This window comes from Bradyrhizobium ferriligni (assembly GCF_056837965.1).
In genome coordinates, this window is the sequence record NZ_JBXEJO010000040.1 from 67,059 (window position 1) to 91,580 (window position 24,522).

General features: G+C 65.7%; 20 protein-coding genes. 9 read left to right on the forward strand and 11 right to left on the reverse strand.

Features of this window, described 5'->3' with window-relative positions; genetic code table 11:
* Positions 1 to 113: 113 nt before the first annotated feature.
* Positions 114 to 956: a GNAT family N-acetyltransferase gene (locus tag AC1VNY_RS23765; protein WP_482406990.1), complete on the forward strand. Its 843-nt coding sequence runs from the start codon at positions 114 to 116 to the stop codon at positions 954 to 956.
* A gap of 335 nt (positions 957 to 1,291) precedes the next feature.
* Here AC1VNY_RS23765 and AC1VNY_RS23770 read toward each other — a convergent pair whose 3' ends face one another.
* Entirely contained in the window at positions 1,292 to 3,964 is a 2,673-nt protein-coding gene (locus tag AC1VNY_RS23770; RefSeq protein ID WP_482406991.1) for a flavin-containing monooxygenase, read from the reverse strand.
* 388 nt (positions 3,965 to 4,352) lie between these two features.
* Between AC1VNY_RS23770 and AC1VNY_RS23775 the strand changes: the two genes are divergently transcribed.
* Together AC1VNY_RS23775 and AC1VNY_RS23780 are read left to right on the forward strand one after the other, a co-directional pair.
* The gene (locus tag AC1VNY_RS23775) at positions 4,353 to 4,841 is read left to right on the forward strand and encodes a peptidase associated/transthyretin-like domain-containing protein (RefSeq protein ID WP_482406992.1); all 489 of its coding nucleotides are present in this window, start codon (positions 4,353 to 4,355) and stop codon (positions 4,839 to 4,841) included.
* Between the two features lie 20 nt (positions 4,842 to 4,861).
* Positions 4,862 to 5,473: a ferric reductase-like transmembrane domain-containing protein gene (locus AC1VNY_RS23780; protein WP_482406993.1), complete on the forward strand. Its 612-nt coding sequence runs from the start codon at positions 4,862 to 4,864 to the stop codon at positions 5,471 to 5,473.
* Positions 5,474 to 5,595: 122 nt separating this feature from the next.
* Here the strand turns inward: AC1VNY_RS23780 and AC1VNY_RS23785 are convergent, their stop codons facing one another.
* Positions 5,596 to 6,300, reverse strand: coding sequence for an SDR family oxidoreductase (locus AC1VNY_RS23785; protein ID WP_016845816.1), 705 nt, complete (start codon positions 6,298 to 6,300; stop codon positions 5,596 to 5,598).
* Positions 6,301 to 6,440: 140 nt separating this feature from the next.
* Here AC1VNY_RS23785 and AC1VNY_RS23790 point away from each other — a divergent pair, with 140 nt between their 5' ends.
* Positions 6,441 to 7,262 (forward strand): ABC transporter substrate-binding protein, encoded by an 822-nt coding sequence (locus tag AC1VNY_RS23790; protein ID WP_482406994.1) that lies wholly within the window; start codon positions 6,441 to 6,443, stop codon positions 7,260 to 7,262.
* On the opposite strand, the gene AC1VNY_RS23795 is transcribed toward AC1VNY_RS23790, so the two are convergent.
* The 4 genes from AC1VNY_RS23795 to AC1VNY_RS23810 all read right to left on the reverse strand — a co-directional run bounded on the left by AC1VNY_RS23795 (position 7,236) and on the right by AC1VNY_RS23810 (position 13,482).
* Positions 7,236 to 7,934, reverse strand: coding sequence for an ABC transporter permease (locus AC1VNY_RS23795; protein WP_016845814.1), 699 nt, complete (start codon positions 7,932 to 7,934; stop codon positions 7,236 to 7,238). The two genes, AC1VNY_RS23790 and AC1VNY_RS23795, sit on opposite strands and share 27 nt — an antisense overlap.
* A 75-nt stretch (positions 7,935 to 8,009) precedes the next feature.
* Entirely contained in the window at positions 8,010 to 8,387 is a 378-nt protein-coding gene (locus AC1VNY_RS23800) for a response regulator (protein ID WP_016845813.1), read from the reverse strand.
* 113 nt (positions 8,388 to 8,500) lie between these two features.
* Positions 8,501 to 9,736: an extensin-like domain-containing protein gene (locus AC1VNY_RS23805; RefSeq protein WP_482406995.1), complete on the reverse strand. Its 1,236-nt coding sequence runs from the start codon at positions 9,734 to 9,736 to the stop codon at positions 8,501 to 8,503.
* Between the two features lie 125 nt (positions 9,737 to 9,861).
* Positions 9,862 to 13,482, reverse strand: a complete 3,621-nt coding sequence (locus AC1VNY_RS23810) for an autotransporter domain-containing protein (RefSeq protein ID WP_482406996.1) — start codon at positions 13,480 to 13,482, stop codon at positions 9,862 to 9,864.
* A 761-nt stretch (positions 13,483 to 14,243) separates the two neighbouring features.
* Between AC1VNY_RS23810 and AC1VNY_RS23815 the strand changes: the two genes are divergently transcribed.
* From AC1VNY_RS23815 to AC1VNY_RS23825, 3 genes are all read left to right on the forward strand, one after another.
* Positions 14,244 to 14,858, forward strand: coding sequence for an inner membrane-spanning protein YciB (locus AC1VNY_RS23815; protein WP_482406997.1), 615 nt, complete (start codon positions 14,244 to 14,246; stop codon positions 14,856 to 14,858).
* A 141-nt stretch (positions 14,859 to 14,999) separates the two neighbouring features.
* Positions 15,000 to 15,326: a hypothetical protein gene (locus AC1VNY_RS23820; protein WP_482406998.1), complete on the forward strand. Its 327-nt coding sequence runs from the start codon at positions 15,000 to 15,002 to the stop codon at positions 15,324 to 15,326.
* Between the two features lie 159 nt (positions 15,327 to 15,485).
* The gene (locus AC1VNY_RS23825) at positions 15,486 to 17,045 is read left to right on the forward strand and encodes a FecR family protein (RefSeq protein WP_482406999.1); all 1,560 of its coding nucleotides are present in this window, start codon (positions 15,486 to 15,488) and stop codon (positions 17,043 to 17,045) included.
* 92 nt (positions 17,046 to 17,137) lie between these two features.
* Here the strand turns inward: AC1VNY_RS23825 and AC1VNY_RS23830 are convergent, their stop codons facing one another.
* The 3 genes from AC1VNY_RS23830 to AC1VNY_RS23840 all read right to left on the reverse strand — a co-directional run bounded on the left by AC1VNY_RS23830 (position 17,138) and on the right by AC1VNY_RS23840 (position 18,876).
* Entirely contained in the window at positions 17,138 to 17,965 is an 828-nt protein-coding gene (locus tag AC1VNY_RS23830) for a class I SAM-dependent methyltransferase (RefSeq protein ID WP_482407000.1), read from the reverse strand.
* 116 nt (positions 17,966 to 18,081) lie between these two features.
* Complete coding sequence (locus AC1VNY_RS23835; RefSeq protein WP_482407001.1) at positions 18,082 to 18,492, reverse strand: hypothetical protein; 411 nt, start codon at positions 18,490 to 18,492, stop codon at positions 18,082 to 18,084.
* Positions 18,493 to 18,570: 78 nt separating this feature from the next.
* Positions 18,571 to 18,876, reverse strand: a complete 306-nt coding sequence (locus AC1VNY_RS23840) for a nickel-binding protein (RefSeq protein ID WP_028332582.1) — start codon at positions 18,874 to 18,876, stop codon at positions 18,571 to 18,573.
* Positions 18,877 to 19,039: 163 nt separating this feature from the next.
* On the opposite strand from AC1VNY_RS23840, the gene AC1VNY_RS23845 reads away from it, so the two are divergent.
* The gene (locus tag AC1VNY_RS23845) at positions 19,040 to 20,845 is read left to right on the forward strand and encodes a winged helix-turn-helix domain-containing protein (RefSeq protein WP_482407002.1); all 1,806 of its coding nucleotides are present in this window, start codon (positions 19,040 to 19,042) and stop codon (positions 20,843 to 20,845) included.
* On the opposite strand, the gene AC1VNY_RS23850 is transcribed toward AC1VNY_RS23845, so the two are convergent.
* On the reverse strand, positions 20,846 to 21,646 hold the full coding sequence (locus tag AC1VNY_RS23850; protein WP_482407003.1) for an NUDIX hydrolase: 801 nt from the start codon (positions 21,644 to 21,646) through the stop codon (positions 20,846 to 20,848). It abuts the gene before it with no gap.
* Positions 21,647 to 21,767: 121 nt separating this feature from the next.
* Positions 21,768 to 22,634, reverse strand: coding sequence for an archaetidylserine decarboxylase (gene asd / locus AC1VNY_RS23855; protein ID WP_482407004.1), 867 nt, complete (start codon positions 22,632 to 22,634; stop codon positions 21,768 to 21,770).
* Between the two features lie 34 nt (positions 22,635 to 22,668).
* Here asd and AC1VNY_RS23860 point away from each other — a divergent pair, with 34 nt between their 5' ends.
* Positions 22,669 to 24,333, forward strand: a complete 1,665-nt coding sequence (locus tag AC1VNY_RS23860; RefSeq protein ID WP_482407005.1) for an aminotransferase class III-fold pyridoxal phosphate-dependent enzyme — start codon at positions 22,669 to 22,671, stop codon at positions 24,331 to 24,333.
* Positions 24,334 to 24,522 lie beyond the last annotated feature (189 nt).

The following is a 24,522-nucleotide window of genomic DNA, read 5'->3' on the forward strand; positions in this document are numbered from 1 at the left end:
CCCTGCGGCCTCATCAGCTTGAAGGACCCACGCTCTTTAGGCCCCCAAGGGGGATTGTTCTCCCGCCGTCGATGTGCACGATCAATAACACCGGCGCGAAGAGATCATGGGCCATGAACGAGATCATCATACGCACGATGCAGCCCGACGAGATCGCGCTCGCGATCGACTGGGCCGCCGCGGAGGGATGGAATCCCGGTCTCGCCGATGCGGCCTGCTTTGCCGCCGAGGACCCGCAGGGCTTCTTCATCGGCGAGCTCGATGGCGAGCCTGCCGCGGTGATTTCCTGCGTCAATTACGGCGCGCAATTTTCCTTCCTCGGCTTCTACATCGTGCGCCCGGACCTGCGCGGCCGCGGCCACGGCCTGAAGATCTGGAATGCGGCCATCGCGCATGCGCGCCCGCGCGTGATCGGGCTCGATGGTGTGGTGGCGCAGCAGGCGAACTACCAGAAGTCCGGCTTCGCGCTCGCTTACGCCAATGTGCGCTATGGCGGCACGGTCACCGCACCGTCCGCGCCGAACGCCGGCATCGTCGCGCTGACCGAGGTGCCTATGGCGCTGGTCGAGGCCGATGACGCCACGGTGTTTCCCGCACCGCGGCCGGCATTCCTGCGCGCCTGGATCAACACATCGGGACATGTCGGACGCGCGCTGATGCGCGACGGCAGGCTGGCCGGCTGGGGCGTGATCCGCCCCTGCCGGACCGGCCGCAAGATCGGCCCGCTGGTGGCCGATGACCGTGCCGGCGCCGAGGCCATCCTGTCGGCATTGCTCGCGAGCGCAGGCGGCGGCGAGATCTTCCTCGACGTCCCCGCGATCAACCGCGACGCCGTCGCCTTGGCGCAAAACCTCGGGCTGTCACCGGTGTTCGAGACCGCGCGGATGTATACCGGCGCGATCCCGCCATTGCGGATCGATCGCGTGTTCGGCGTCACGACGTTCGAGCTCGGTTAGCGCAGGATGAAGTCAGGTTGAAAGGTCTCGCGGCAGACTGCTGCACCTCCCCCGCAAGCGCAGGGCTATCGCATATGGCTATTGGCCATAACGACGTGGAAACGTCGGTTACAGAGCACGCAAATGCCACACGCACGCTGAGGCGAGCGTGCGTCTGCGCGATTTCTGGATATTAGAAATATATCCGTGAGTTGCCCGACGTGTCAAGTGGCTTGGTCGAACGCCTGCCACCGCCGACTCCTTTGCATGGGGTTGTTTTCGATATTTTCGCAACGCGCCTCCCCCGCAAGTGCCTGCAAGCGGGAGAGGGAGCGCGGCTGCAATTCAAACCCGATCTAGTTCGCCGCCGCGTTGACCTCCGGCGCGGCGACGTTGTCCTGCTCGACCTCCTCGGGCAGGCCGGCGAAGCGCCGCAGCGCCTTTGCCATCTTCACGCGGCCGCTGACGCCGGTGATGATGACGTCGACCATCACGAACGATGAGTGGAAGTGGCCCTGCGCCTTGAGCTGCTCGACCTTGACGCCGGCCTTGGCGAGCGCGTCGCCATAGGCGATGCCCTCGTCGCGCAGCGGGTCGAACTCGCTGGTCGCGATGAATGCCGGCGGCAGGCCTTCGAGCTTGCCGCGCAGCGGCGCGACGCGCGGGTCGGTGCGATCGGCCGGCGAGCAGTACAGGTCCCAGAACCAGTACATCAGCCCGCGGGTCAGGAAGTAACCGGCCGCGTTGTCGATATAGGACGGCCGGTCGAATGTGGAATCGGTGACCGGACAGATCAGGAGCTGGCCCGCGATCTCGGGCCCGCCCCGATCGCGCGCGAGCTGGCAGGTGACCGCCGCGATGTTGCCGCCGGCGCTCCAGCCGGCGACCAGCAGCGGCCCTGCCCTGCCGCCGAGTTCGGCGCTATGGGCTGCGATCCAGCGCGCCGCGGCAAAACCGTCCTCGGCCGCGGCCGGGAAGCGATGCTCGGGCGCATGGCGATAGCCGACGCTGACGATGATCATGCCGGTGCGCCGGCACAGATCGCGGCAGAACGGATCGTCCGACATCTCGTCGCCGAGCACCCAGCCGCCGCCGTGGAAATACACCACGATCGGATGCGGCCCCGGCGTCGCCGGCCGGTAGAGCTTGTACGGCAGCGGACCGTCCGCGCCCTGCAGCATGCCGCTGCCGACCTCGCCGACCGGGCGGCCGGCAGGACGGCCCTTGTTGAACTCGGTGAGGAAGTCGCGCGCGCCCTGCGCCCCCATCGTCTCGAGCGGCGGCAGGTTCATCTCGCCGAGTAGATTCAGCACCAGCCGCACATCCGGCTGCAGCCGCACGATCTCGCCGTCATTGCATTGCTCGGCAACGCCGGGACCCGAGAGCTTGAAGCCGAGCATGCCGCGGCCGACCACCTCGTTGCAGATGCTGCGATACGGGCCGACGCCGCCGGTATACGGCATCACGCCCTGCGGCTTGCCGGGCACGTTGGCGCCCGTGTACCAGGTGTTGGCGAGCCGATGCAGCGTCAGCGTCGCGCAATCGGCCATGTGGCGTTCCCAGCCGGCCTGCGCGGTGTCGGTTGCTTCCATCGTGGTGAAGCCGCCGTCGCGCAGCGCGGCGATGCGGTCGACCACCCAGTCGACATGCTGCTCGATCGAGACCGCCATGTTCGAGAGCACCGACGGGCTGCCGGGACCGGTGATCATGAAGAGATTGGGGAAGCCCGCGACGGTGACGCCGAGATAGGTCTGCGGTCCATGCGCCCAGACATCCGACAACGACTTGCCGCCACGGCCGGAGATCGGATGCACCGCCATGATCGCGCCGGTCATCGCGTCGAAGCCGGTGGCGAACACGATGACGTCGACATCGAACTTGCGTCCGTTGGTGAAGATGCCGCTGGCGGTGATCCCCTTGATCGGCTCCTGCCGCAGATTCACCAGCGTCACGTTCGGACGGTTGTAGGTCGCGTAGTAATTGGTATCGAGGCAGGGACGCTTGGCGCCGAACGGATGATCGTGCGGGGCGAGCGCCGCCGCCGTCTCGGGATCCTTGACCACGGCGCCGATCTTCTCGCGGATCAGATCGGCGACCAGTCTGTTGCCGTCGACATCGACCGCCTGGTCGGCCCAGAGCTGGGTCAGGATGTGGACGAGGTCGCCCGCCGCCCACGCCTTCTCGAACCGCTCGCGACGCTCGGCGTCGCTCAGTTGCCAGCTCACCACGGTCTGCTGCGGATAGGGCACGCCGGCCATCGACTGGCGCGCCTGCTCGCGATAGGCGGCGCGGTCGCTCTCGAAATACGTCTTGCGATCCTCCGGCGCCGGGCCGTTGCCCGCAGGCAGCGCGAAGTTCGGGGTACGCTGGAACACGGTGAGCTGCGCGGCTTGCTCGGCGATCAAAGGAATCGACTGAATGCCCGACGATCCGGTACCGATCACGGCAACGCGCTTGCCCTTGAGATCGACGCCCTGATGCGGCCAGCGGCCGGTGAAATAAATCTCGCCCTTGAAATCCTTGACGCCGTCGATCTCCGGCGGCTTCGGCGACGATAGGCAGCCGGTCGCCATGATGTAGTAGCGGCACGAGACGTTGGCGCCGTTGTTGGTCGAGATCTGCCAGCGCCCGGTCGCATCGTTCCAGGTCGCCTTCGTGACCTTGGTGCCGAACCTGATGTCGCGACGCAGATCGTAGCGGTCGGCGACGAAGCCGAGATAGCGCAGGATTTCCGGCTGGGTGGCGTATTTCTCCGACCAGGTCCAGGCCTGATCGAGCTCGGGATCGAATGTGTAGCTGTAGTCGATGGTCTGGATGTCGCAGCGCGCGCCGGGATAACGATTCCAGTACCAGGTGCCGCCGACATCGGCGCCCTCTTCGAGCGCAACCGCCGAGAAGCCCGCCTTGCGCAACCGATGCAGCAGGTAAAGTCCGGCGAAGCCGGCGCCGACCACCGCAACGTCGACTTGCTGCGTGGTTCCGCTCTGCGTGGAGTCTGAAGCGCGTGCTGCAACTGCTGCGTCTGGCATGCCATTCCTCCCGTATGTTTTGATTTGACGGAAGGCTAGCCCTGCGCTTTCAGTTTGTCATCACGACAAACGCAATCAGAGGTCGCCGCAATTATGACGCGCGCGGCCTGGAGCGCGCCGCGCAGCGCGTAGACGCAAGTGGTGTTGCTGCGGGCCCGGGCACATGGCGGAAGGTCGACGCCGCATTCCATCACTGCGCGCGAACCGACGCAATCCCACCGCACCGCATATACGGAGGCATCAATTTGCCTCGCCAATGACGCGGGTCGAGCGGCCGGCACGCCCATTCACAACTCTGCGACCTATCGCGCCCCTCAGCTGGGCACCTCGCGGCTGTTGTTGTAGCTTGGACGGAGCAATTGCACGGTCGCCAGGAGGAAGAATCCACATGACCACCGTCGTGTTCAACCGTCGCATCCTGCTCGTCGCTGGCGGGTCCGCCCTGGCAACCGGGGTTGCCGGGCTCCTGCTACCCGCCCGCGCGGAAGGCCTCGCACCGACTGACTCGATGGCGGGCGGGTCGAACAACTACCGCAAGGGTGCGCCGATTGTGGATCGGATCGGCAAAGGCGGCTTCTGGATGAGCGGCACCGTACGCCGCGCCGGCGACGGGGCTCCGCTTGCCGGGCAACGCATCCAGATTTGGGCGCACACGACCGAAGGGCAGGAGCACGAGCCGCAGAGCCATGGCGCCACGCTTACCGACAAGAACGGGGCGTTCCGTCTCGAGATACCGCAGATCATTCCGATCTTCGGCCAACCGCATGGTCACCTCGCCTATGACAGCGGTGAATTCAAAACCGTCTTTCTGCGTCCCGTGATGCGGAGCGCAAAAGATACCAGCCTTGAGGCGCATTTCGTGCTTCAGCCGGCCTGACCGGGTTGGGATCAAACAGGATGAGATTGGCCCGGGCGACCCTGATCTGGGCCGCCCTTGTGGCCGCCGTTTGCGTGCCGATCGCCGCGGCAGCGGCGAGCCCACTGCTCGCATGGCGCGGTCCGGTCTACATCCTGGCGGGATTCGCAGGGATTGTCGCGCTGGGTCTTGCGCTCGTTCAGCCCTTGCTGATTGGCGGATACTTGCCGGGACTGGCCGCTTATCGCGGACGGCGAGCACACCACTGGATTGGAGGCGCGCTGGTCGCGGCGGTGGTGATCCATGTCGCCGGCCTTTGGATCACCAGTCCGCCGGACATGATCGACGCCCTGCTCTTCTCATCGCCGACGCCGTTCTCCCCGTGGGGTGTGATCGCCATGTGGGCCATCTTCGCCGTCGCGCTGTTGGCGGCACTGCGCCGGCGATTGCGACTGCGACCGCGAACATGGCGCCTTGCCCATATGTCGCTTGCGGTGATCATCGTCGCAGGCAGCGTGATCCACGGCATGCTGGTCGAGGGGACGATGGAGACGGTGTCGAAGACTGCGCTGTGCACACTGGTGCTGGGCGCGAGCATAAAGGTCATGGCTGACTTGCGGGTATGGCGAAAGCGCGCGACGTCGCGCACTTAGCGATCTCGCGCCGTTTCTTGGATTGCGTCGCAACACCCTTCCGGGCCATCATCTTCTACAGCCTGGGCGGCGATTTCAGCGCGACGCCGGCTAGCTTCACTTTCCGGTCGTTCGGCAAGTCCTCAAATCGACCGCATCAATCCGCCATCGACGCGGATGTTCTGGCCGGTGATGTAGCCCGCGCCGTCGGAGACGAGGAAGCTGATGGTTGCGGCGATCTCCTCAGCTTTGCCGTACCGCTTCATCGGCACGCTGTCGCGGCGCTCGTCGGTTGCCGGCAGGCTGTCGATCCAGCCCGGCAGCACGTTGTTCATGCGCACATTGCTGGCGGCGTAGCTGTCGGTGAACAGTTTTGTGAACGCGGCGAGCCCGGCGCGGAACACCGCCGAAGTCGGAAACATCGCGCTCGGCTCGAACGCCCAGGCGGTGGAGATGTTGACGATCGCGCCCGACTTCTGCGCCTGCATGTGAGGTGCGACGAGACGCGTCGGGCGGATCACGTTCATCAGATAGACGTCGAGACCGGTGTGCCACTGCTCGTCGGTCAGTTCGAGCACGCCGGCGCGCGGGCCGTGGCCGGCGCTGTTGACCAGCGCATCGATGCGGCCCCAGCGCGCTACCACGCCGTCGACGGCGCGCTTCAGATCATCGTTGGAACGGTTCGAACCGGTGAAGCCGAGGCCGCCGAGCTCCTTCGCCAGCGCCTCGCCCTTGCCCGACGACGACAGGATCGCAACGCGGAAACCATCGGCCGCAAGGCGCCGCGCCGCCGCCGCTCCCATGCCGCTGCCGCCTGCGGTAACGAGCGCGACCTTCTCTGCTGCCATGATCCGATATCCTTTCCTCATGCTTCGTTCGGGGCGACCCTAGCACCGCCGATCGCAGCGCGCGACATCGCGCCTGCTTTGCGTCACCGGACGAAATGCGGCAAGGTGACCGACATCATTCTCCGGTACGCAGTATTCACATGACATCGTTCGTTCGAAACCTCCTCCTCATCGCCGCCGCGCTGTTGTTCGCCGGCCCCACGCTCGCCCAGCCTCGGTCCATCATCGTGGCCTCGACCACATCGACCGAGCAGTCCGGCCTGTTCGGCTATCTTCTGCCGCGCTTCTCGGAGGCCTCGGGCATTGCCGTGAAGGTGGTCGCGGTCGGTACCGGACAGGCGCTCGACGTCGGACGGCGCGGCGATGCCGACGTCGTGTTCGTGCATGATCGCGTGGCCGAAGGGAAGTTCCTGGCCGAGGGCTTTGCGACCAGGCGATATGACGTCATGTACAACGATTTCGTCATCGTCGGCCCGAAGGCCGATCCGGCGCATATCGCCGGCGACAAGGATGTCGCGGACGCCCTGCGCAAGATCGCCGAGACCAAATCGGCCTTCATCTCGCGCGGCGACCACTCCGGCACGCACGAGGCCGAGCTGCGGCTCTGGAAAGCGGCTGGCGTCGATCTCGGCTCGGCGAAAGGCCAATGGTATCGCGAGATCGGCCAGGGCATGGGTCCGGCGCTCAACATGGCGTCGGCGTCGAATGCCTATGTGCTGTCAGACCGCGGCACCTGGCTGTCGTTCAAGAATCGCGGCGAGCTCGCCGTGCTGACCGAAGGCGACCGGCGGCTGTTCAATCAGTACGGCGTGATGCTGGTCAATCCGGCGAAGCATCCGACGGTGAAGGCCGCGGACGGCCAGGCCTTCATCGACTGGCTGGTCTCGCAGGCCGGGCAGTCGGCCGTCGCCGGCTACAAGGTCGGCGGCGAGCAGCTATTTTTCCCCAACGCCGCGCACTAGCAGAAACGCGATCGTGCTGACGCTCACGCTCAGCGCAAGCAGGATGACGCCGAGCCCGAGGCCGAGCGCCAGCTCGCCCTTGCTGGTCTCGAGCGCGATCGCGGTCGTCATCGTTCGCGTATAGCCGCTGATATTGCCGCCCACGATGATGATGGCGCCGACCTCCGCGATGGCGCGGCCGAACGCGGCGAGGAACGCGGTGAGCAGCGAGGCGCGGCCGAGCGAGAACACGAGCGCAAGGCTGCGCAGGCGGGACAGGCCGTCGGTGCGGATCAGGTCGGCATATTCCGCCCACAGCAGCGCGACCGGACGATGCACCAGCGCAACCACGATCGGCGTCGCCAGGATGACCTGCGCCACCACCATCGCCGTCGGCGTGAACAACAGCCCGGCGAAGCCCAGCGGTCCGGACCGCGACAGCAGGAGATAAAGCCCGAGGCCGACCACGACCGGCGGCAGGCCGAGACAGGCATTGGCGAGCACGATCACCACCTGCCGTCCGCGAAATCTCGATATCGCAAGCCAGCCGCCGATCGGCGCGCCGATCAGCAGCGCGAGCAGGCTCGCCAGCAGGCTGACACGCAACGACAATGCGACGATCCCAAGCAGGACCGGATCGCGACCGGCTATCAGGGAAGCTGCCGCCGTGATCGACTGTGCGAAGTCATTCATGCCGGCCTGGAAGACACGTTTGCCCCGTACGACCTCCGCATCGCCGATTTCGCGGGGGCGATCAATCGCTGAGGCCTACGCGGCATTCTCGAGCAGCTTCGCCACGGCCGCAACCAGTTCATCGGGCGAAAACGGCTTGTTCAGCAGCACGCTGTCCGGCACGCCCCTGGTCGGCCACTCATCGCCGCCGCCGCCGGTGATGTAGAGCACCGGGAATGACGGATCGATCTCGCGGGCGCCGCGCGCCACGCGCCAGCCGTCGAGCCGGCCGAGCAGGCGAATGTCGGTGACCAGTGCACTGTATTTGGTGCGGAACGCCTTCAGCAGCGTCAGGGCTTCCTCGCCCGAACCTGCGATCGCCGGCTCATAGCCGCCGTCCCTCAAGGCGTCCTCCACCATCATCTGAAGATCACGATCGTCTTCGATGACGAGAATGATCGGCGCGTCTTGCAAAGCTATCCCCCAAACAATCAGCCGGGTGCGCCCGACTCAGCGAGCATATGCAACAAAAGTGGCTACCGTTTGCACGGTGTCACCCAGTAAAAATACGGGTATCAGACGCGCCCCTATTCGTCGGCGAATTCGTCTTCTTCGTTGACCCCCGCCTTACCCCGCGGGGCCGGCTTTCTGCCGCCGAGCGATCCTGTGACATAAGGTTCGCGCGTTGCATAGGGGCTACGGCCGCCGGCACGCGCCGCGACCTCCTCGCCCGAGACGGCGGCGGGCTGGCAGATCAGGCGCCGGCTGGCCCGGCGCATCAGATCCACATGGATGTGGTCGTAGTGATAGACGTTGGAGCCCGGCGCCAGCACCGTGGTGAATTGCTGGCAGGCGGCGGCCTGGACGTCGCGCAGAAAGCCCTGCTCTTCCGGCAGGCCCTTCCAGCCATCCTTCACGGTGATGCGGCGCCCGTCGGCCAGCGTGAAGGCTGCGATGTCGAGCGCATTGCCGAACGCGTGCTCGGAAATATGCGCGTGCGAATTGCCGTTCATGCCGCGGCAGGAATAGGCCGAGATCTGCTTGATCTCGACGACACGCGCGCCGAACCAGCGCTGCGCCGCCGGCTGCACGGAATCGGCGAGCCAGCGCTCGAGCACCGAGACGATCGGACACGCCAGCGTTGCCGCCGGCTTCACCGCGACCGGGCCGACCGTCACCACCGGATTGCCGCTCGAGGGACCGAGCCGCGGCGGCGGTGGCGCGCCGGGCGGCTGCTGGGAATACGGTGCCGGTGAATAGGGCGCGGCCGCGCTGTCGCGTTGCGGATTGGAAGGCAGGCCCGGATAATAAGGTCGCTCGCCCCTGGCGTCGGGCGAGCCATCCGGCGGCAGATCGATCTCGTCCTGTTGCGGCGGAACGCCGGGCGCCGACAGCGAGACCGGCCCATTCTGACGGCTGCCATAGCTCGGCTCATTGCCATAGCTCGGCTGGCCGACGGCCTGATTGGAATACGGCGCCTGCGCGGGCGGCGGAGACGGCTGGCGGTTGATCGGCCAGCGCGGCTGGTTGCCGACTGATGCCGGCGGCCGCAGGCTGTCGTCGGCAAATCCGTAAGCTGAACTGGCTTCACCGAGCGCGGCGACCTTGAGCGGGAACTCGGCGCCGCAGACGCCGGGACCGGAGATCGGATCAATGCGGACGAGGTCGGCGCTCTCCTTGACCGCACCCGACTTCAGGCATGCGGCCTCGGCCTCGGCCCGCCACGGTTCGCGCTCGGCAGTCTGAAACAGACCGCGACCGCAACCAGCAAGCGACACAAGGACAAGGGAGCCGACGAGATACAAACGAACTCCACGCGTCATGGCGCGGAGGTTCTGCGAATTTGATTAAAGACTCTTCAACGCATTTCGATGCGTTGTTTTCAGCTGTCCTTAACCATGCGACGGAACCCGGCAGGGCAACACGCGCCCTGCCGGGATGATCGCCATCACCACGTGTAGCGAACGACACCCTTGCCGCCATAGGACGACGTGACGTCGGAGAACTCGCCTTCGAAGGTGAGCGCCGCCGACCAGCCGCTGGTCCAGTTCATCGCCGCGCTCGCGGTGGTGAGCACCGCATCGCTCGCAGGCGCCGCGCCGTTGACCACGAAGGACGCGCCCGGCAGCGTCTGGAATGTCGCGGCAACGCCGCGATCGGTGTTGTAGTCGTGCGCCCAGGCAAGTCGGCCGCGCAGGCTGAGAATGCCATCCTGCAACGCGATCGAGCGATCGCTGCGGACGCCGAGTTCGCTGCGCGCGGCGGTGACGGTCTTGGCGCCATAGGCCACGGCGAACGCGCTCGATCCCGACAGCACCTGCTCGGCATAGGACGGCAGATCGTAGGTCGTGAACTGTCCGGCCGCATAAGGCGTCAGCGCCAGCGACCACGGCGTGATGACGCGATAGCCGCCTTCGATCCGGCCCGACAGCGCATTGGCGTTGAACTGCGCGCGCAGCCGGTCGACGCCGGCGATCGTCACGGTGCGATCGGTGGTGACGTCCTGCCAGCCATAGGCAAGCGCACCCAGCAGATAGGCCGGACCGAATCCATGACGGATGAAGGCGCCGGCCTGAAACAGATCGGAGCGTCCGCCGCCGAGCGCATTGGCCACGCTGAAACTGGTGCCGCCGCCGGCGAGCGCAAAGCCCGCGATCGTGTCGGGCGAGATCCGGTAGTCGGCGCCGACAGCGACACCGAAAATGCGGCTCGTCGTCGAATTCGATCCGACGGCGGTGCCGCCATCGGTGCTCTGTCCGCCGCCGAAGCCCGCCGCCCAGACGCTCCAGCGCTGCTCGAACGTCTGCGGTGGCGGCGCCTTGCGATAGATAGCGGCATAGGCGTCGCGCGCGGCGTTCGCATGCGACATGCCGGTCGATGCGTAGCTCATGATGTCATCAGCGAATTGCGACGCGCCGCCATTTGCAGGCATGCCGCCGCGCCCTTCGGTGAAGGGATCCGTCATGAGACCGAGGAACATGTTCATGGCATCGAACGTGGTCTGCTGCGAGCCGGTGCCGAGTTCGCCCGACGCCTGCGTCAGCCCGGCCGGCGTGAGCGCGCCGAACGCCGCGGAAATGCTGCCCGTGCTGTTGAAGGCGTTGCTGATCGCATGGCCGACCGCGGCCTGATTGCCGTTGAGCTTCGAAGCTGCGGCAAAATTCAGCGCCAGGTTGAGATAGACGTTGTTGGCGTCATAGCCCAGGCTGGAGGTGAAGTTCGATGGCAAACTGCTGTTGACCGGCCCGACAAAACGGCCGCTGACACCGCCGGCTGCGTTGAGGATGGTGTACTGCTTCTGGAACGTGCTGCCGGTGAAGGACGCGTTGACCGTGGCGCCGCCGAGCGTTGCCGCACCTGTCACGTTGGTGCGATCGGACGCCGCGGCCGACACTTCGACGAGATAGCTCGATGCGGCGGTGAAGGTGAGACTGCCCTGCACGGTCAGGGTGCCGATCGAATTGCCCGGCGACAGCGTGCCGCCATTGACCAGAACATTGCCGACGCTGCCATTGCCGCCGAGCGTGCCGCCGGCATTGACGGTCACGGCATTGCCAAGCGAGCCGTTGACCAACAGCGTCGCGCCGGAGCCGATGTTGGTGCCGTTCTGGTAGCTCTGCGTGTCGGTCACGGTCCAGACGCCGCCCTGCACGTTGAGCACCTCGAAATTGATCACGTTCGAGAGCGTGCCCGTGCCCGGACCGAACAGATTGAGCGTATCGGTGCCGACGCCGCCATCGATCCGCCCGGTGATGGACGAACCGCCATAGAGATTGAGTGTGTCGTCGCCGCCTTCCATGCTGATCGCGCGGCCGGTATTGCCGATGATGGTGCCGTAGTTGGACAGCACGTCGGCGCCCTCGCCGGTCTGGATCGCCGCGCCGTCGCCGCGGATGAAGCGGGTCGAGCCGGTGCCGGTATAGGTCACGCCGTTCAGCGTGCCGACCGAGCCGGTATCGGGGGTGCCGTTCTGCAGCAGCGTGACGCCGTTGGGATCGGGAATCGTGCCGTTGCCGATGATCGTGCCGTAGTTGACGATCCTGTCGTTGTCGACGGCGGCATTGCCGGTCTTGTTCTCGGAGCGGATCGCGTAGCTGTTGTTGCCGACGATGGTGGCGCCGGCATAGTTGATCAGGTCGAGCGCCGCCGATCCACTGCGCGAATTATCCGGATTTGAATCGTTGTTGACGACGATGCCCGCCGCGGCACCGCTGATGGTGCCGTAGTTGCGGATGGTGCCGCCGCCGATCGCAAGGCCTTCGCTGTTGTTGAAGCGGCCGCCGTCATCGGCGCCGGTTGCGCCGGTGCCCTGCACGATGCCGTAATTGGTCAGCGTCAGGACATTGTCGATATCGATGCCGTCGCCATCGCTGCGCGTCGAGACGCCGTCGATCGCCCCGGTGATGGTGCCGTAGTTGGTGACGATGGCGTTGCCGCCGCCGACGCCCGCACCGTTGCGGCCGATGATGGTTGCGCCGGCAAAATTGTTGACCGTGATGGTGCCGGCGTCGCCCGCGGTGCCGTTCTTGGCACCCGAGATCAGGCCGCCGGCATAGTTGTTGACGGTGCCGTTGTGGCCGCCCTGAAGATCGATTGCATCGGCGCTGGGCCGGCCGGTTGCGGGATCGATCGTGCCATTGGCGATGATCTGGCCGTAATTGTCGATGGTGAAGTTTTCGCCGGGACGAATCGCATCCGCATTGGACGCGGTGATCGAGCCGGTCGCGCGGTTGGTGATGTGAACGCTCGCGGCGGTCGAGGTGAGATTGTCGAAGTCGATCGCCTGGCCGGTCGCCGATTTGATGGTGCCGGCATTGTCGACCGAGAACCTGGCCGCGGTCGTGCTGTTGCTGCCCGACGCGCCGTTGATCTGGATGGCATCGTCCGCCGACTGGATCGTCGCGCCCGCATTGTTGACGACCGACAGCGAGATCACGTTGTTGAGATTGGTGGTGGCGCGGATCGCGCGGGAACCTGCCGTATTGGTCGCGTCGATCATGCCGGAATTGGTGATCGTGGTGGTACCGCCGCCGATCCGCATCACGTCGCTGCCTGATGACCTGATGGTGCCGCCGCTCTGGTTGGTGATCGAGAACACGGTGGTGTTCGACGTCGCGTTGACGAAGTCGAAGACGCGGCCGTTGCCCGTCGACTGGATGGTGCCGGCATTGTCGAAGGTGACCAACCCGCTGCTCAGGCCGCCATTGATCCGGAATGCATCGTTGGACGCGGTGAAGACCGCGCCGGCACTGTTGATCAGCGTGAGATTGCCGCTGATGGCGCTGCTCGAGGTGTCGATGCCGCGCGACGTCGCCGAGATGGTGCCGTTGTTGGTGATGACGACGCCGGGCGACGACAGGCCGGTGATCCAGGTGATCGCCGTGCCCGTCACCGACAGGCTGCTGCCGGCAGCGACCGCGCCGGTGTCATTGTTGGAGACGGTCTGCGCCGTCGTGCTGTTCGGAGGAGTGCTGAAGCTTGCGGCCAGCGCCGGACAGGAGATCCCCAAGGAAGTCGCAGAAATAGCCAGCGCAAGCCGGCTTGCGCGGCTCAGAAACTCAGATTTCACGTAACGCCCCCAAGTACTTAATACCGGGGTAGAGCCCCGGTCATTCCGGCGGCAATCTGGGTATGGTTTGTGACAGGCGCACAACAAATGACGGCGCTGCCTTGCGGCGCAACGACACAGGCTCACGATGCGGGCAGCAGGGCCGAGAGCAACCGACGGACATCCGAACGGTACTGCCATCCGGCGCCTGGAACCGGTACCGCCGCCGAATATATTTGCGGCGCGTCAACGCCTTGATTCGGCGGCTATTTGAGCCGCGCATCGCAATGCGGCATTGCCGCGAATAGCGAGCCTGACAACAAGACTGCCTTTTTCGGCCTGGAACCCCTTGCTAGCTTTGACGTTAATGCGGGCAGCGTTGTGAACCGAGGGAGTTTCCCGAATGGATTTCGCGAGTCCTCTGCTGAGCAAGCTGAGCATTGTGGCCGCGTACATCGCGTTAGCCTTCGTCGGCGCCATCATTCTCGGCGTGTTCTAGAACATTCGACCAGGCCTGAGTTCAGCGCCCGGCGGCCGCTCCCGCCGGGCGCTTTGCTGTTTTGCGTTCACTCCGGCCGCAACTACGACCCGACGATCGCGATGAGGGGCTCGCATGCGATGCGCGTGCAGGGCTGCGCCGTGCAATGGCGGGTCGAGTTTTGCCAGTTGCCCTTCAGGTAATGGCTTGTATCTGCCCGGCGGTAGCTTCATGTGGGTCGCCGGACCCGCTATAAGAGCCGCATTGTCGAGAATGAATTGAACCTGCGGGCGGCTGGCAATCAATGAAGCACTTCCTCACCGCGGCAAGGCTGTTGGCCCTCGACCTCGCCTCGACGCTTGTCTTTCTGGTTCTGTTCCTGCTGACGCACAACACCGCGCTCGCGGTCGGCCTCGGCATCGCGTTCGGCGTCGTGCAGATCGGCGTCCAGATGGTGCGCGGCAAGCGGATCGACACCATGGAGTGGCTCAGCCTGTTCCTGGTCGTCAGCGCCGGCACCGCCACGCTGCTGACCCATGACCCGCGCTTCGTGCTGTTCAAGCCGAGCGTGATCTACGCGATCGTCGGCATCGTGATGCTGAAGCCCGGCTGGCTCAACCGCTACCTGCCCGAGATCGCACAGAAGGTCGTGCCCGATGTCGCCGTCAAGGTCGGCTATGCCTGGGCCGCCCTGATGTTCGTCTCCGCCGGTGTCAACGCCTTCGTCGCGCTGACCTGCGGGATCACGACATGGGCCGTCGTGATGCCGATCTTCGGCATCGTGAGCAAGATCGTGGTGTTCCTCGGCGGCTTTGCCGCGCTCCGCCTGATCGCGAGGCGCCGCATCCGCACCATGCCGGAGGCCCAGCGCGAGGCCGTGCTCGCGCTCGAAGGGGCACAGGCGCCCGCGGCGCCGTAACCCCCGATCGGGATGTGGTTGACGAAACAAACGGCCCGCGCGACGAAACCATTTTGCCCTGGCGACGAAGAATTGCCGAAACCAAGCCTGCCTAGTGATGGTTTCGACAACGCGCTGTTTCAGCGCGATCACAAGGGGGACATGATGGCTTTCACCGCTTCCGCGCTTCGTCACGGCAAACTGCTGGCGGCAACCGCGTTCACGCTCGGTCTGCTGACCTCGACGTCCTTTGCCTACACCGACGAGCAGCAGCAGATGTGCACCAGCGACGCCATGCGGCTGTGCAGCTCGGAAATCCCCGATGTCGATCGCGTCACCGCCTGCATGATCCGCCAGCGCGCGCTGCTCAGCGACGGCTGCAAGGCGGTGTTCCACTACGTGCCGCCGGCGGCTGCGCAACCCGCGAGCTACGCGCCCGCGACCAAGCCGGCGAAACCGCTCAATATCACTCCTCACAAGCGCGGCTAACCAAAACCCCAACAGCGACCAGGCACCGCGCTTCCGGCAACGGAGCGCGGTGCTTGATCGTTTCGGTTCGTCATGACAACAAGGCGGGACCGTTCATCCGGCATTCAGCCTGACGCGGCTCAATTGCCGTGCCCACTGCCTCCCCGGGAATCGATGGTGATGCGCCGCAGCTTTCTCTTTGCGCTTCTGCTTGGCGCCGGCATCACGATCGGTTGGCAACCAACGGCCAATGCCGCGCCCGACCTGACGCAGCTCGCACAGGCGCAGCCTGCACAGGCGCCTGCCCCGGCGCCGAGTACGACGCCGGCTACGCCTGCTCCTGCAACACCTGCTCCCGCAACACCTGCGCCTGCAACGCCGGCGCCGGCCGCGAATGCGCAGCCCGCGGCGCCGGAGCCGATCGGTAACGTGGCAACGCTGACAGGAACCGCGACCGTCACGCGCAACAACACCGCGACGCCGCTGCAGATCCGCGACGACATCTTTGCCAATGACGAGGTCGCGACATCGGCGACCTCCGCGCTCGGCATCACCTTCAACGACGGCACCACCTTCAACCTGCGCGCCAATGCCAGGATCACGATCGACAATTATGTCTATGAGGACGGCGGCCAGCAGAACAGCGCGCTGTTCAACGTCACCAAGGGAACGGCGGCCTTCGTCGCCGCCGCGGTCGCCAAGACCGGCGACATGAAGATCTCGACCCCGACAGCGACGCTCGGCATCCGCGGCACCACCGGCCTCGTCGAGGTGCCCGAAGGCGCCACCGCGACCAGCAGGAATGTCGGCATCAAGCTCTATCCCGACGCCGACGGACATGTCGGCCGCATCGAGGTCAACGACCGCAGTGGCGCTTCGCTCGGCGTGCTGACGCGCGGCGCGAGCGGCTTTGCGATTCGTCCGGGCACCGGCGGCGCCCGCTTCGCCGCGGTGCCGCTGACGATCTCGCCGCAACAGATCACGCGCGACCAGGGCTTTGTGCGCCAGGTCCATAGCGCGCAGACGCTGGGCCGTCAGGTCGTGACCGAGCAGCGCGACTTCCGCCGCGCCAATCCCGACTTCCGCAGGGCCAATCCGGCCGCGCCCTATCCGAACCGCGGCCAGCCGGTGCAGCCGAACCCGCAGCGGCAGAACGGCCTGCCGGGCCAGAACCGCAACGCCCCGCAGCAGCCGGGTCAGCAGAACCGTCCGGGCCAGCAACCGGGCGCGCCTGGCCGGCAAGGTTCGCAGCAGCAGCCCGGCACGCAGCAGCAAGGCGGCGCACAGCATGCGCTGCCGGGCCAACCCGGCGGCGCGACGCTGCCGCACGCGCCCGGCGTCCAGACGCCAGCCGGACAACAGCCGGCGGGACAACAGCCAAAGCGCCAAGCCCCCACGCAAGAGCCCGCGCGCCAAGGCGGCGCGACGCAACCCGGCGGACAACAATCGCCGGCACGTCAAGGCGGTCTGCAGCCCGGCCGCACCCAGGCGCCGGGCGGCGTGCGCCAGCCAGGACAACCAGCGCCCCAGCCGGGTCAATCGGGCGCGCCGCGCCAAGGCACCGCGCAGCCTGTGCCGCAAGCGCCCGGCCAGATGCGACCCGGCATCCAGCAGGCCGTACCGGGCGGGCGTCCGGGCATGCAACGGCCCGCCGTGCAGGCGCGTCCAGGCTTCCAGCAACGGCGCGCGCCGCCTCCGCCGCGCGGCGCGAAGCCTCCGCCCAGGGACAAGCGTCAGTAACCGAGCGATCGCATCAATGTCGATCAAACGTGCGAATGGCGCCGGCGAGAACGCCGGCGCCACGCGCAGATCGACCAAAGGCGAGCGGCAGATCAGCCCCGCCTGGTGATCACAGCCTCCAGATACTCACCCGGGATCACCAGCGTGCCGTCCCTGGCGATATTGAACTGGTCCATCAGGCCGAACATGTCGGCGGCGAGCAATTGCTGCTTGACCGGATCGATCGCCCCGAACGCCTTCAGCACCGGACCGTAATAGGTGCGAAAGATCTCGAGGAAATGCTCGCGCGACCTGTAACGGAAATTGAAGTGCCTGCGCTTGGCATCAAGCGTCGCCTGCGCGCCGAACAAGGCGCCGAGATGCGCCTCGGTGCCCCACAGCGCGGGAGACTTCACGCCCGGCGCCGGCGGCACATATTTGCCGATGGTCTTAAACACCTGGCCGATGAACCCTTCCGGCGTCCAGCTCGCAAGTCCGATCTTGCCGCCGATGCGGCAGACGCGGCGCAATTCATTCGCCGCCTGCTGCTGATCGGCGGTGAACATGACACCGAAGGTCGACAGCACGACGTCGAAGCTCGCGTCGGCAAACGGCAGCTTCTCCGCGTCCGCTTCCTGGAACGTGACGGGCAGACGCTCCGCGGCCGCCCGCTCGCGGCCGCGCTCGAGCAGCGCCGCGACGTAGTCGGTCGAGACCACGTCGGCAAAGCGCCGCGCCGCGGCCAGCGTCGCATTGCCGTTGCCGGCGGCGACGTCGAGCACCATTTGATTGCTGCGCAGGTCGACTGCCTCGCAGAGCATCTCGCCGACAATCTGGAGCGTGGTGCCGACGATCGCGTAGTCGCCCGAACTCCAGGTGGCTTGCTGGCGCGCCTTGACGGCGGCGAGATCGATGGTCGGCATTTCGGTCTGAACGTTCATGTGCATCTCCTTTGAAATGTGATGCGGCTCGTGGCAAGGCCGCCGGCCTCGCCGAAAGTCCGCGAGTTGCGCCAAAACGGCGTCGAGCAGTGCAATGACTTCAAATGTGCTGCGCGCTACGTGCGGCGGTCGAGCAGGACCGGGATGGTCGATGCGGCAACTATGCTCCAATCCGAGCGATGCCTGCAGCCGTGGCTGCTACGCTGAGTCGAGGCGGCCTGCTGCGCCGGAGCTGCACGATGCTCCCGAACGACAGGCTCCTCCGCTCTGGTGAACATGGGTGAGGACAAACCCGCGATCACCAGCCCGAGCAGTGCGCTTCGCACGACCGGCCCCGAGCAGCGGCTGCCGGCGCCCTTCGGCTGACGGCCGCCGGCCTCGCGCGGCATCAGGCGACTGGCCTGCCGCTCGCGATGTGCGAGCATGCCTGCGACCGATTGATTGACGATCCGGCGGATACGCAAAAGCAGGAAGGAAAAATGCCTTCGTACCGGATTTGAAACGGACTCCATGAATGAAATCGACATAATCGTTTCCTTGATCGAAGTGTGATGGCGTCCCGGATCAGGTTTGGCCGGGATACGCCATGCGACGCCGCGCAGGCGTCATTCGGCTGCAATGGGCGGTTGGACCGGATCACCACGCACCACCACGGTTGCCGCGACCTTGTAGAATTCCTCGCCCGGCATGCCGACGCAGCGCGCATGCTCCCGGATCGAGTCACCGTCACGCGCCTCGTATATGCAGAATGTGCCGATGCGACCATCCGCCTCATGCACCACATAGCTGCGGATCCAGCGGACGCGGTCCGGCATCTGCTCGTCGCCGATCCTGGCGGATGTCGCGCCGGCGAGTTCCAGCTCGCTCATGTTCGCCCAGGCGCTCGGACGGCGAATGACATAGAGTTCCATCGAAATCTCCTCGGTTGCAGTTATTGAACGGCAGGCGCTCATGGCGAGCCATGATGAGCTATAGACGCCGTCGATGCCGACTGTCCTTACCGCGGACTGATCATTGCCTGATCTTTGTCTGATCTTTGCCTGAACCTTTTCCGCCGAGCCCCAACTCATACACATGGCATTCTCATTTGGACTGTTCGAGCTTGATGAAGCTGGACGCGTGCTGCTGTGCGCGCGCCAAGAGGTCCCATTGCAGCCGCGTGTGTTCGATCTGCTGATCTATCTGGTTCGACACCGCGAGCGGGTCATCTCCAAGGAAGAACTCCTCGAAGCCGTCTGGCCGGATGTGACGGTCACCGACAACTCACTGCAGCGGGCGGTGAGTGCGTTGCGCGCCGCGCTCCGCAACGGCGGCATGGACGGCGCGATCCGAAATCTGCCGGGCAAAGGCTATCGCTTTTTCCTCGAGTCCGAGATCAGGCAGCCGGAACGCATCGACCCCAAGCAAGTCGATGGCGCCGTCGGTGCGATCGGTCTCGCCCGACGCGCAGCGGCCGGACAATTGTGGTTGCAGGCAGCGACGCTGTTCGCGAGCGCGGATGACAGCAGCCAGCTCAACGCTGAGGATTTCCACGATTGGGCGCTTGCCCTGCAGTGCCTCGGCAGGGCCACGGCAGCGATTCCGATTCTGGTTCGCGCGGTCGCCGCACGCAGCCAGGCCGGTGACGCGGCAGGCGCCACGGTCGATGCGATAGCACTCTCGGCCTTGCATTTCGAAAGCGGCCAGGCCGCGATCGGAAAGGGCTGGCTCGCGCGGGCGGAGGATTGGGCTTCAACGCTCGACGATCCCCCGACGACGGCCCTGGTGTTATGGATGAAGTCGAAACTGGCTGCTTTCGATGGCGAGCCGGAACAGGCACTCGCGTTGGCCGACGCCGCCTACACCGCCGTCAGATACAAGGATGCGATCAATATCGAAGCGCTGAGCCTGGCCTACCGCGGCTTCTATCGGCTGTGCCTCGGCGACACACACGGAGGACTGGCCGATCAGGACCATGCCGCCGCAGTTGCGCTGTCCAGCAACAATCTGGACCCGATCATGGGCGGCAACCTCTACTGCAACATCCTCTGGGCGGCCCGGATGTTCGGAGATTGGGCACGCGCCGACCAGTGGACGCGGAGCTACCAGAATTTCTGCTCGGGCAGCGGCATGGAACTGACGGGCTCATGCCAGTTGCACCGCTCCGAGGTGCTCGGCATCCGAGGCTCGCTCGACGAAGCGCTGGCGCGCATTCGGGACGCGCTCGCGCGCCTGACCAGCGATGCGCCGTGGTCGCTGGGCGATGCCAACCGGGTGCTGGGCGATATTCAGGCGGCGATCGGCAATGACGACGCAGCGCTCGAAGCCTATGACAGGGCTTACACGCTGGGCTGGTGCCCGGAACCGGGCCGCGCCATGCTGCTGCTCGCAAGAGGCGAAGCGGAAGCCGCCTATGCCAGCCTCGAGCGGAGCCTGATCGGCAAGACCTGGTGGACGCTGCAGCGGCGCGGAATCCTGCTCGCGCATCTGGCGCTGGTTGCCGCACACACGCATCGGACCGCTCGAGCGAAGGCATTGATCTGCGAACTTTCGGGAAGTCCGGATCGCTGGCCGATGCCCTCGATCCGCGCGCTCACCAACGAAGCGCAGGCGATCCTCGCGCTTTCCCGGCAGGATCATGAAACAGCCATGCGGCATCTCCATCTCGCTCGCCAGCTGTGGTCCAGCATCGAAGGGCGGGTTCAGATCGTGCGGCTGAGGCTTCAGATCTCCAGCCTCCAGCTGGAGCATGGAGACGTTCGCGGTGCCATGGCCGAAGTTCATGCAGCACAGCTTCTGGCGCGTGACCTGGGTTCGCCCAAGCGTCTTGCCGAGTGTCTTGCCTTGCAGCGCGACATCGACGCCTGGCAGCCAACGGCACGACGTCAGATGTGCGGATGATCACGCCGCGCGACGCAGCCAGTCGCGCACGCGTTCGATCAGATTCTTGCGCGGCGCGGGCTGAGGTGCCGCGCCGGCTGGCACGACCTCGTGCACCAATGGCAGCGCTTGTTCAGGGATGACCGTCTCGGCGCCCCGCTCGGTCTCGGCAGCTGCATCGGGTGCGGCCACCGGAACGTCTTGCGGCGCCATGACCGGCGGATCGGGTTCGCTTTGCGCCAGCGGCGGCTGATCGATGGCCGGCGCCTCCGCCGGCGCAGCCGCATCGGCAACATCAGGCGCGTCGGCGACCTCCTGCTCGTCGATGACCTGCGGCACTGCGGCTTCGCGACTCCGCCGGCGCTCCGCGGCCACGGCCCTTGCCCGCGCGCGCCGGTCGCGCTCGGCGAGTGCAGCGGCCTGCAACGCGATCGGTCCGACATTTTCCAGGAACGCGCGCTCATAACCGCGCGACAGACGCTCGAGCGCCGCATCGAGCGGCAGCCAGTCCACCTCGCGGATGTCGCTCATCAGCGACCGCACCGGCTTGCCGCCGGCATCCATGCGCCAGTAGTGCACCACCTTGGAACGGCCGCCTGAATCATAGACCAGCGTGCCGAGGAATTCGTGCACGTCGACGTCGTGGCCGGTTTCCTCGAGCACCTCGCGCTCGGCAGCGGCGCGCGGCGTCTCGCCGTCGTCGAGCTTGCCTTTCGGCAACACCCATTCATTGCGCTTGCGCAGGCGCACGACGGCAAAGCGCGGCGGTGTCTCCCGCCGCAGCACAATGCCTCCCGCCGCCAGAACAGGCGTCCGCGCCATCTCGTGTCCATCAGGTTTGCGATTTAGGATCGTCGCACGACGATCCCGACTATCTTAAGCATGATCTCGAAAAGTGGAAGCCGGTTTTCATGCTCAAACGATCAGCGCGATGGAAACAAGGCTATAAAGGCTTTCGCAGCAACGGTTCGCCGCATTTGATCCGCGTTCCCTCCGCGACATTGTCAGAGAATTCGAAATTGCCGGGCGCCAGCACGATAATCGTCGAGCCGTGCTCGAACCAGCCGAGCTCATCGCCCTTCTTCACATGCGCGTCACAGGGAAAATCCACCGGGCCCCGCGACTGCGCGTTCAGCGTGATATCGAGGAAATGCAGGCGGAGGCTCGCCACCAGGATGGCGGCGACCGGAACCAGCGTCAGTGCTTCGCCAGTTGGAAGCTTGGCGCGCAGCACCGCGCGCTCGTTCTTGCAGAACAGCCGCTCGATCCGCTTCAGCGCGATCGGATTGACGTTCCAGACGTCGCCATGAATGAACGTCACCTTGTCGATAGCAAGATCATAGGGCGCGTGGAAACGGTGATACATGCTCGAGGTCAGCCGCAGCGTGACGAAGCGGCCGTTCCGGTGCTGCTCCACCAGCGCCGGATCGCCGACCAGATCGAGCAGCGAATAAGGCGCGCCCTTGACCTGGAACAATTGCCCGTCCTCGATCCGCCCATGCGCGCCGATGATCGCATCCGACGGGCTCGCGATGATGGCAGGATCGGCTGCGGCCGGACGCAGGCCGGGCTTGAGCTCGCGGGTGAAGCAATCGTGCAGGCTCTTGAACTCGGTCTTCTTGGCCTCCGACAGATCGAGGTCGGAGAACAGCTTCCAGCAGGCGATCGAGGCGTCGCGCACCAGGGGGTTCTCGACCTTGGAGAACCAGCCCATGAAACGGGTCAGCGCCGCCCGCGGAATCCGGTTGGTGAGCAGGAAATTGAGGTCTTCCTGCTGGGTGAATGCCGAGATCAGGCCCTTGACTGTCATGAATCTGTTAGGTGCTGAGGCTAGCGCTTCTGTCATGGAAACATCCCTTCCGATTCTCTCGCTGTCCGCCGCCGCGCTTGCCGGCGCCGCCGCAGCTTTCCCCAAAATTCAGGCTCGCTTCGCGCTGTCGCGCGCCAAGCACCGCTCGCTGACCGGACATTCCAAGATGTCCAAGATGGTCGCGCGGATGGTCCCGCACTACGAATTCGACATCGACGACTTCTTCCGCTCCGACGGCGCGCCGAAGGACATCGCGATGCAGCGCCAGGACGGCTTCTTCCGCCTCGCCGGCCTCTACGGGGATCGCTACCCCAAGGGCCGCGCGCTGACCGCCGAGGTGACGGAGTGCATCTCCGACCTGCAGTTCACCGAAACCTATCGCGTGCCGTTCCAGTACAGCCGCCTGGTGCGCGAACATCTCGGCACCTCGGCGTTCGTCGAGGCCTCCAGCGGCGTCACTGTCACCGACGTCGACGGCAATGTGTTCTACGACCTGACCGGCTCCTACGGCGTCAACATCTTCGGCAACGACTTCTACAAGGAGTGCATCGCCGAGGGTGAGAAGCGCGCCCACGCGCTCGGCCCCGTGCTCGGCCCCTACCACCCGGTCATTGCCGACAACGTCAAGCGGCTCTGCGAGCTGTCCGGCCTCGACGAGGTCTCGTTCCACATGTCCGGCACCGAGGCCGTGATGCAGGCGGTGCGGCTCGCGCGCTACCACACCAGGCGGAAGCGCCTCGTGCGCTTCGCCGGCGCCTATCACGGCTGGTGGGGCGACGTGCAGCCCGGCGTCGGCAATCCGGTGTCGCCGCACGAAACCTTCACGCTCGCCGATATGTCGGAGAAGACGCTGCACGTGCTGCGGACGCGCAACGACATCGCCTGTGTGCTGGTCAACCCGCTGCAGGCGCTGCATCCCAATTCCAACGCGCCCGGCGATTCCGCGCTGGTCGATTCGTCGCGCTCCTCCCGCTACGACCGCGACGCCTACACCGAATGGCTGAAGCAGCTGCGCGAGGTCTGCACCGAGCGCGGCATTGTCCTGATCTTCGACGAGGTGTTCGTCGGCTTCCGCCTCGCCGCCGGCGGCGCCCAGGAATATTTCGGCGTCAAGGCCGACATGGCGACCTACGGCAAGAGCCTCGCCGGTGGACTTCCGGTCGGCGTGGTGTGCGGCCGCAAGGATTTGATGCGGCGCTTCCGCGACGACCGCCCGGCCGACATCTGCTTCGCCCGCGGTACCTTCAACTCGCATCCCTATGTGATGACGGCGATGGACGAGTTCCTGAGCCGGCTCGCCAGCCCGAACTTCCGCTCGATCTACAACGGGCTGGACGAGACCTGGAACGGCCGTGCCAGGGCGCTCAACGACCGGCTCAAAGCCGCGGACCTTCCGGTTCGCGTCGGCAACATCTCGTCGATCTGGACCGTCTATTACAGCGAACCGTCCCGCTACAACTGGATGCTGCAATACTATCTGCGGGCCGAGGGACTGGCGCTGAGCTGGGTCGGCACCGGCCGCCTGATCTTCACCCTCAACTACACCGACGCCGACTTCGCCGAGGTCAGCGACCGCTTCGTCGCGGCAGCCGAGAAGATGAAGCGCGACGGCTGGTGGTGGCGCAAGGCGGGTCTCACCAACAAGAACATCAAGCGCCAGATCCTGAAGGAGATGGTCGCCGTGAGGTTCGGCCGCTGAGCCAACGCGCTGTTCATCCGCCCCCTCGCCCCGCTCTTTCCTCTTCTTCGCCTCTCCCGCTTGCGGGGGAGGCCAGATCGCATCGCAAGATGCGATCTGGGTGGGGGCTCTCTCCACGCAAAGGTTCTGACTCGCGGCAACACCCCCACCTGTCTCTTATACACCTCTGACGCTGCCGACGATCGCATA

Coding starts and splice junctions, on each gene's coding strand:
- AC1VNY_RS23835 (WP_482407001.1), bottom strand. CDS start 18,492: ATGTCGATTTCATTCATGGAGTCCGTTTCAAATCCGGTACGAAGGCAT.
- AC1VNY_RS23860 (WP_482407005.1), top strand. CDS start 22,669: ATGGAAACATCCCTTCCGATTCTCTCGCTGTCCGCCGCCGCGCTTGCC.
- AC1VNY_RS23775 (WP_482406992.1), top strand. CDS start 4,353: ATGACCACCGTCGTGTTCAACCGTCGCATCCTGCTCGTCGCTGGCGGG.
- AC1VNY_RS23780 (WP_482406993.1), top strand. CDS start 4,862: ATGAGATTGGCCCGGGCGACCCTGATCTGGGCCGCCCTTGTGGCCGCC.
- AC1VNY_RS23830 (WP_482407000.1), bottom strand. CDS start 17,965: ATGAACGTTCAGACCGAAATGCCGACCATCGATCTCGCCGCCGTCAAG.
- AC1VNY_RS23790 (WP_482406994.1), top strand. CDS start 6,441: ATGACATCGTTCGTTCGAAACCTCCTCCTCATCGCCGCCGCGCTGTTG.
- AC1VNY_RS23805 (WP_482406995.1), bottom strand. CDS start 9,736: ATGACGCGTGGAGTTCGTTTGTATCTCGTCGGCTCCCTTGTCCTTGTG.
- asd (WP_482407004.1), bottom strand. CDS start 22,634: ATGACAGTCAAGGGCCTGATCTCGGCATTCACCCAGCAGGAAGACCTC.
- AC1VNY_RS23795 (WP_016845814.1), bottom strand. CDS start 7,934: ATGAATGACTTCGCACAGTCGATCACGGCGGCAGCTTCCCTGATAGCC.
- AC1VNY_RS23825 (WP_482406999.1), top strand. CDS start 15,486: ATGCGCCGCAGCTTTCTCTTTGCGCTTCTGCTTGGCGCCGGCATCACG.
- AC1VNY_RS23785 (WP_016845816.1), bottom strand. CDS start 6,300: ATGGCAGCAGAGAAGGTCGCGCTCGTTACCGCAGGCGGCAGCGGCATG.
- AC1VNY_RS23840 (WP_028332582.1), bottom strand. CDS start 18,876: ATGGAACTCTATGTCATTCGCCGTCCGAGCGCCTGGGCGAACATGAGC.
- AC1VNY_RS23845 (WP_482407002.1), top strand. CDS start 19,040: ATGGCATTCTCATTTGGACTGTTCGAGCTTGATGAAGCTGGACGCGTG.
- AC1VNY_RS23820 (WP_482406998.1), top strand. CDS start 15,000: ATGATGGCTTTCACCGCTTCCGCGCTTCGTCACGGCAAACTGCTGGCG.
- AC1VNY_RS23765 (WP_482406990.1), top strand. CDS start 114: ATGAACGAGATCATCATACGCACGATGCAGCCCGACGAGATCGCGCTC.
- AC1VNY_RS23815 (WP_482406997.1), top strand. CDS start 14,244: ATGAAGCACTTCCTCACCGCGGCAAGGCTGTTGGCCCTCGACCTCGCC.
- AC1VNY_RS23850 (WP_482407003.1), bottom strand. CDS start 21,646: ATGGCGCGGACGCCTGTTCTGGCGGCGGGAGGCATTGTGCTGCGGCGG.
- AC1VNY_RS23770 (WP_482406991.1), bottom strand. CDS start 3,964: ATGCCAGACGCAGCAGTTGCAGCACGCGCTTCAGACTCCACGCAGAGC.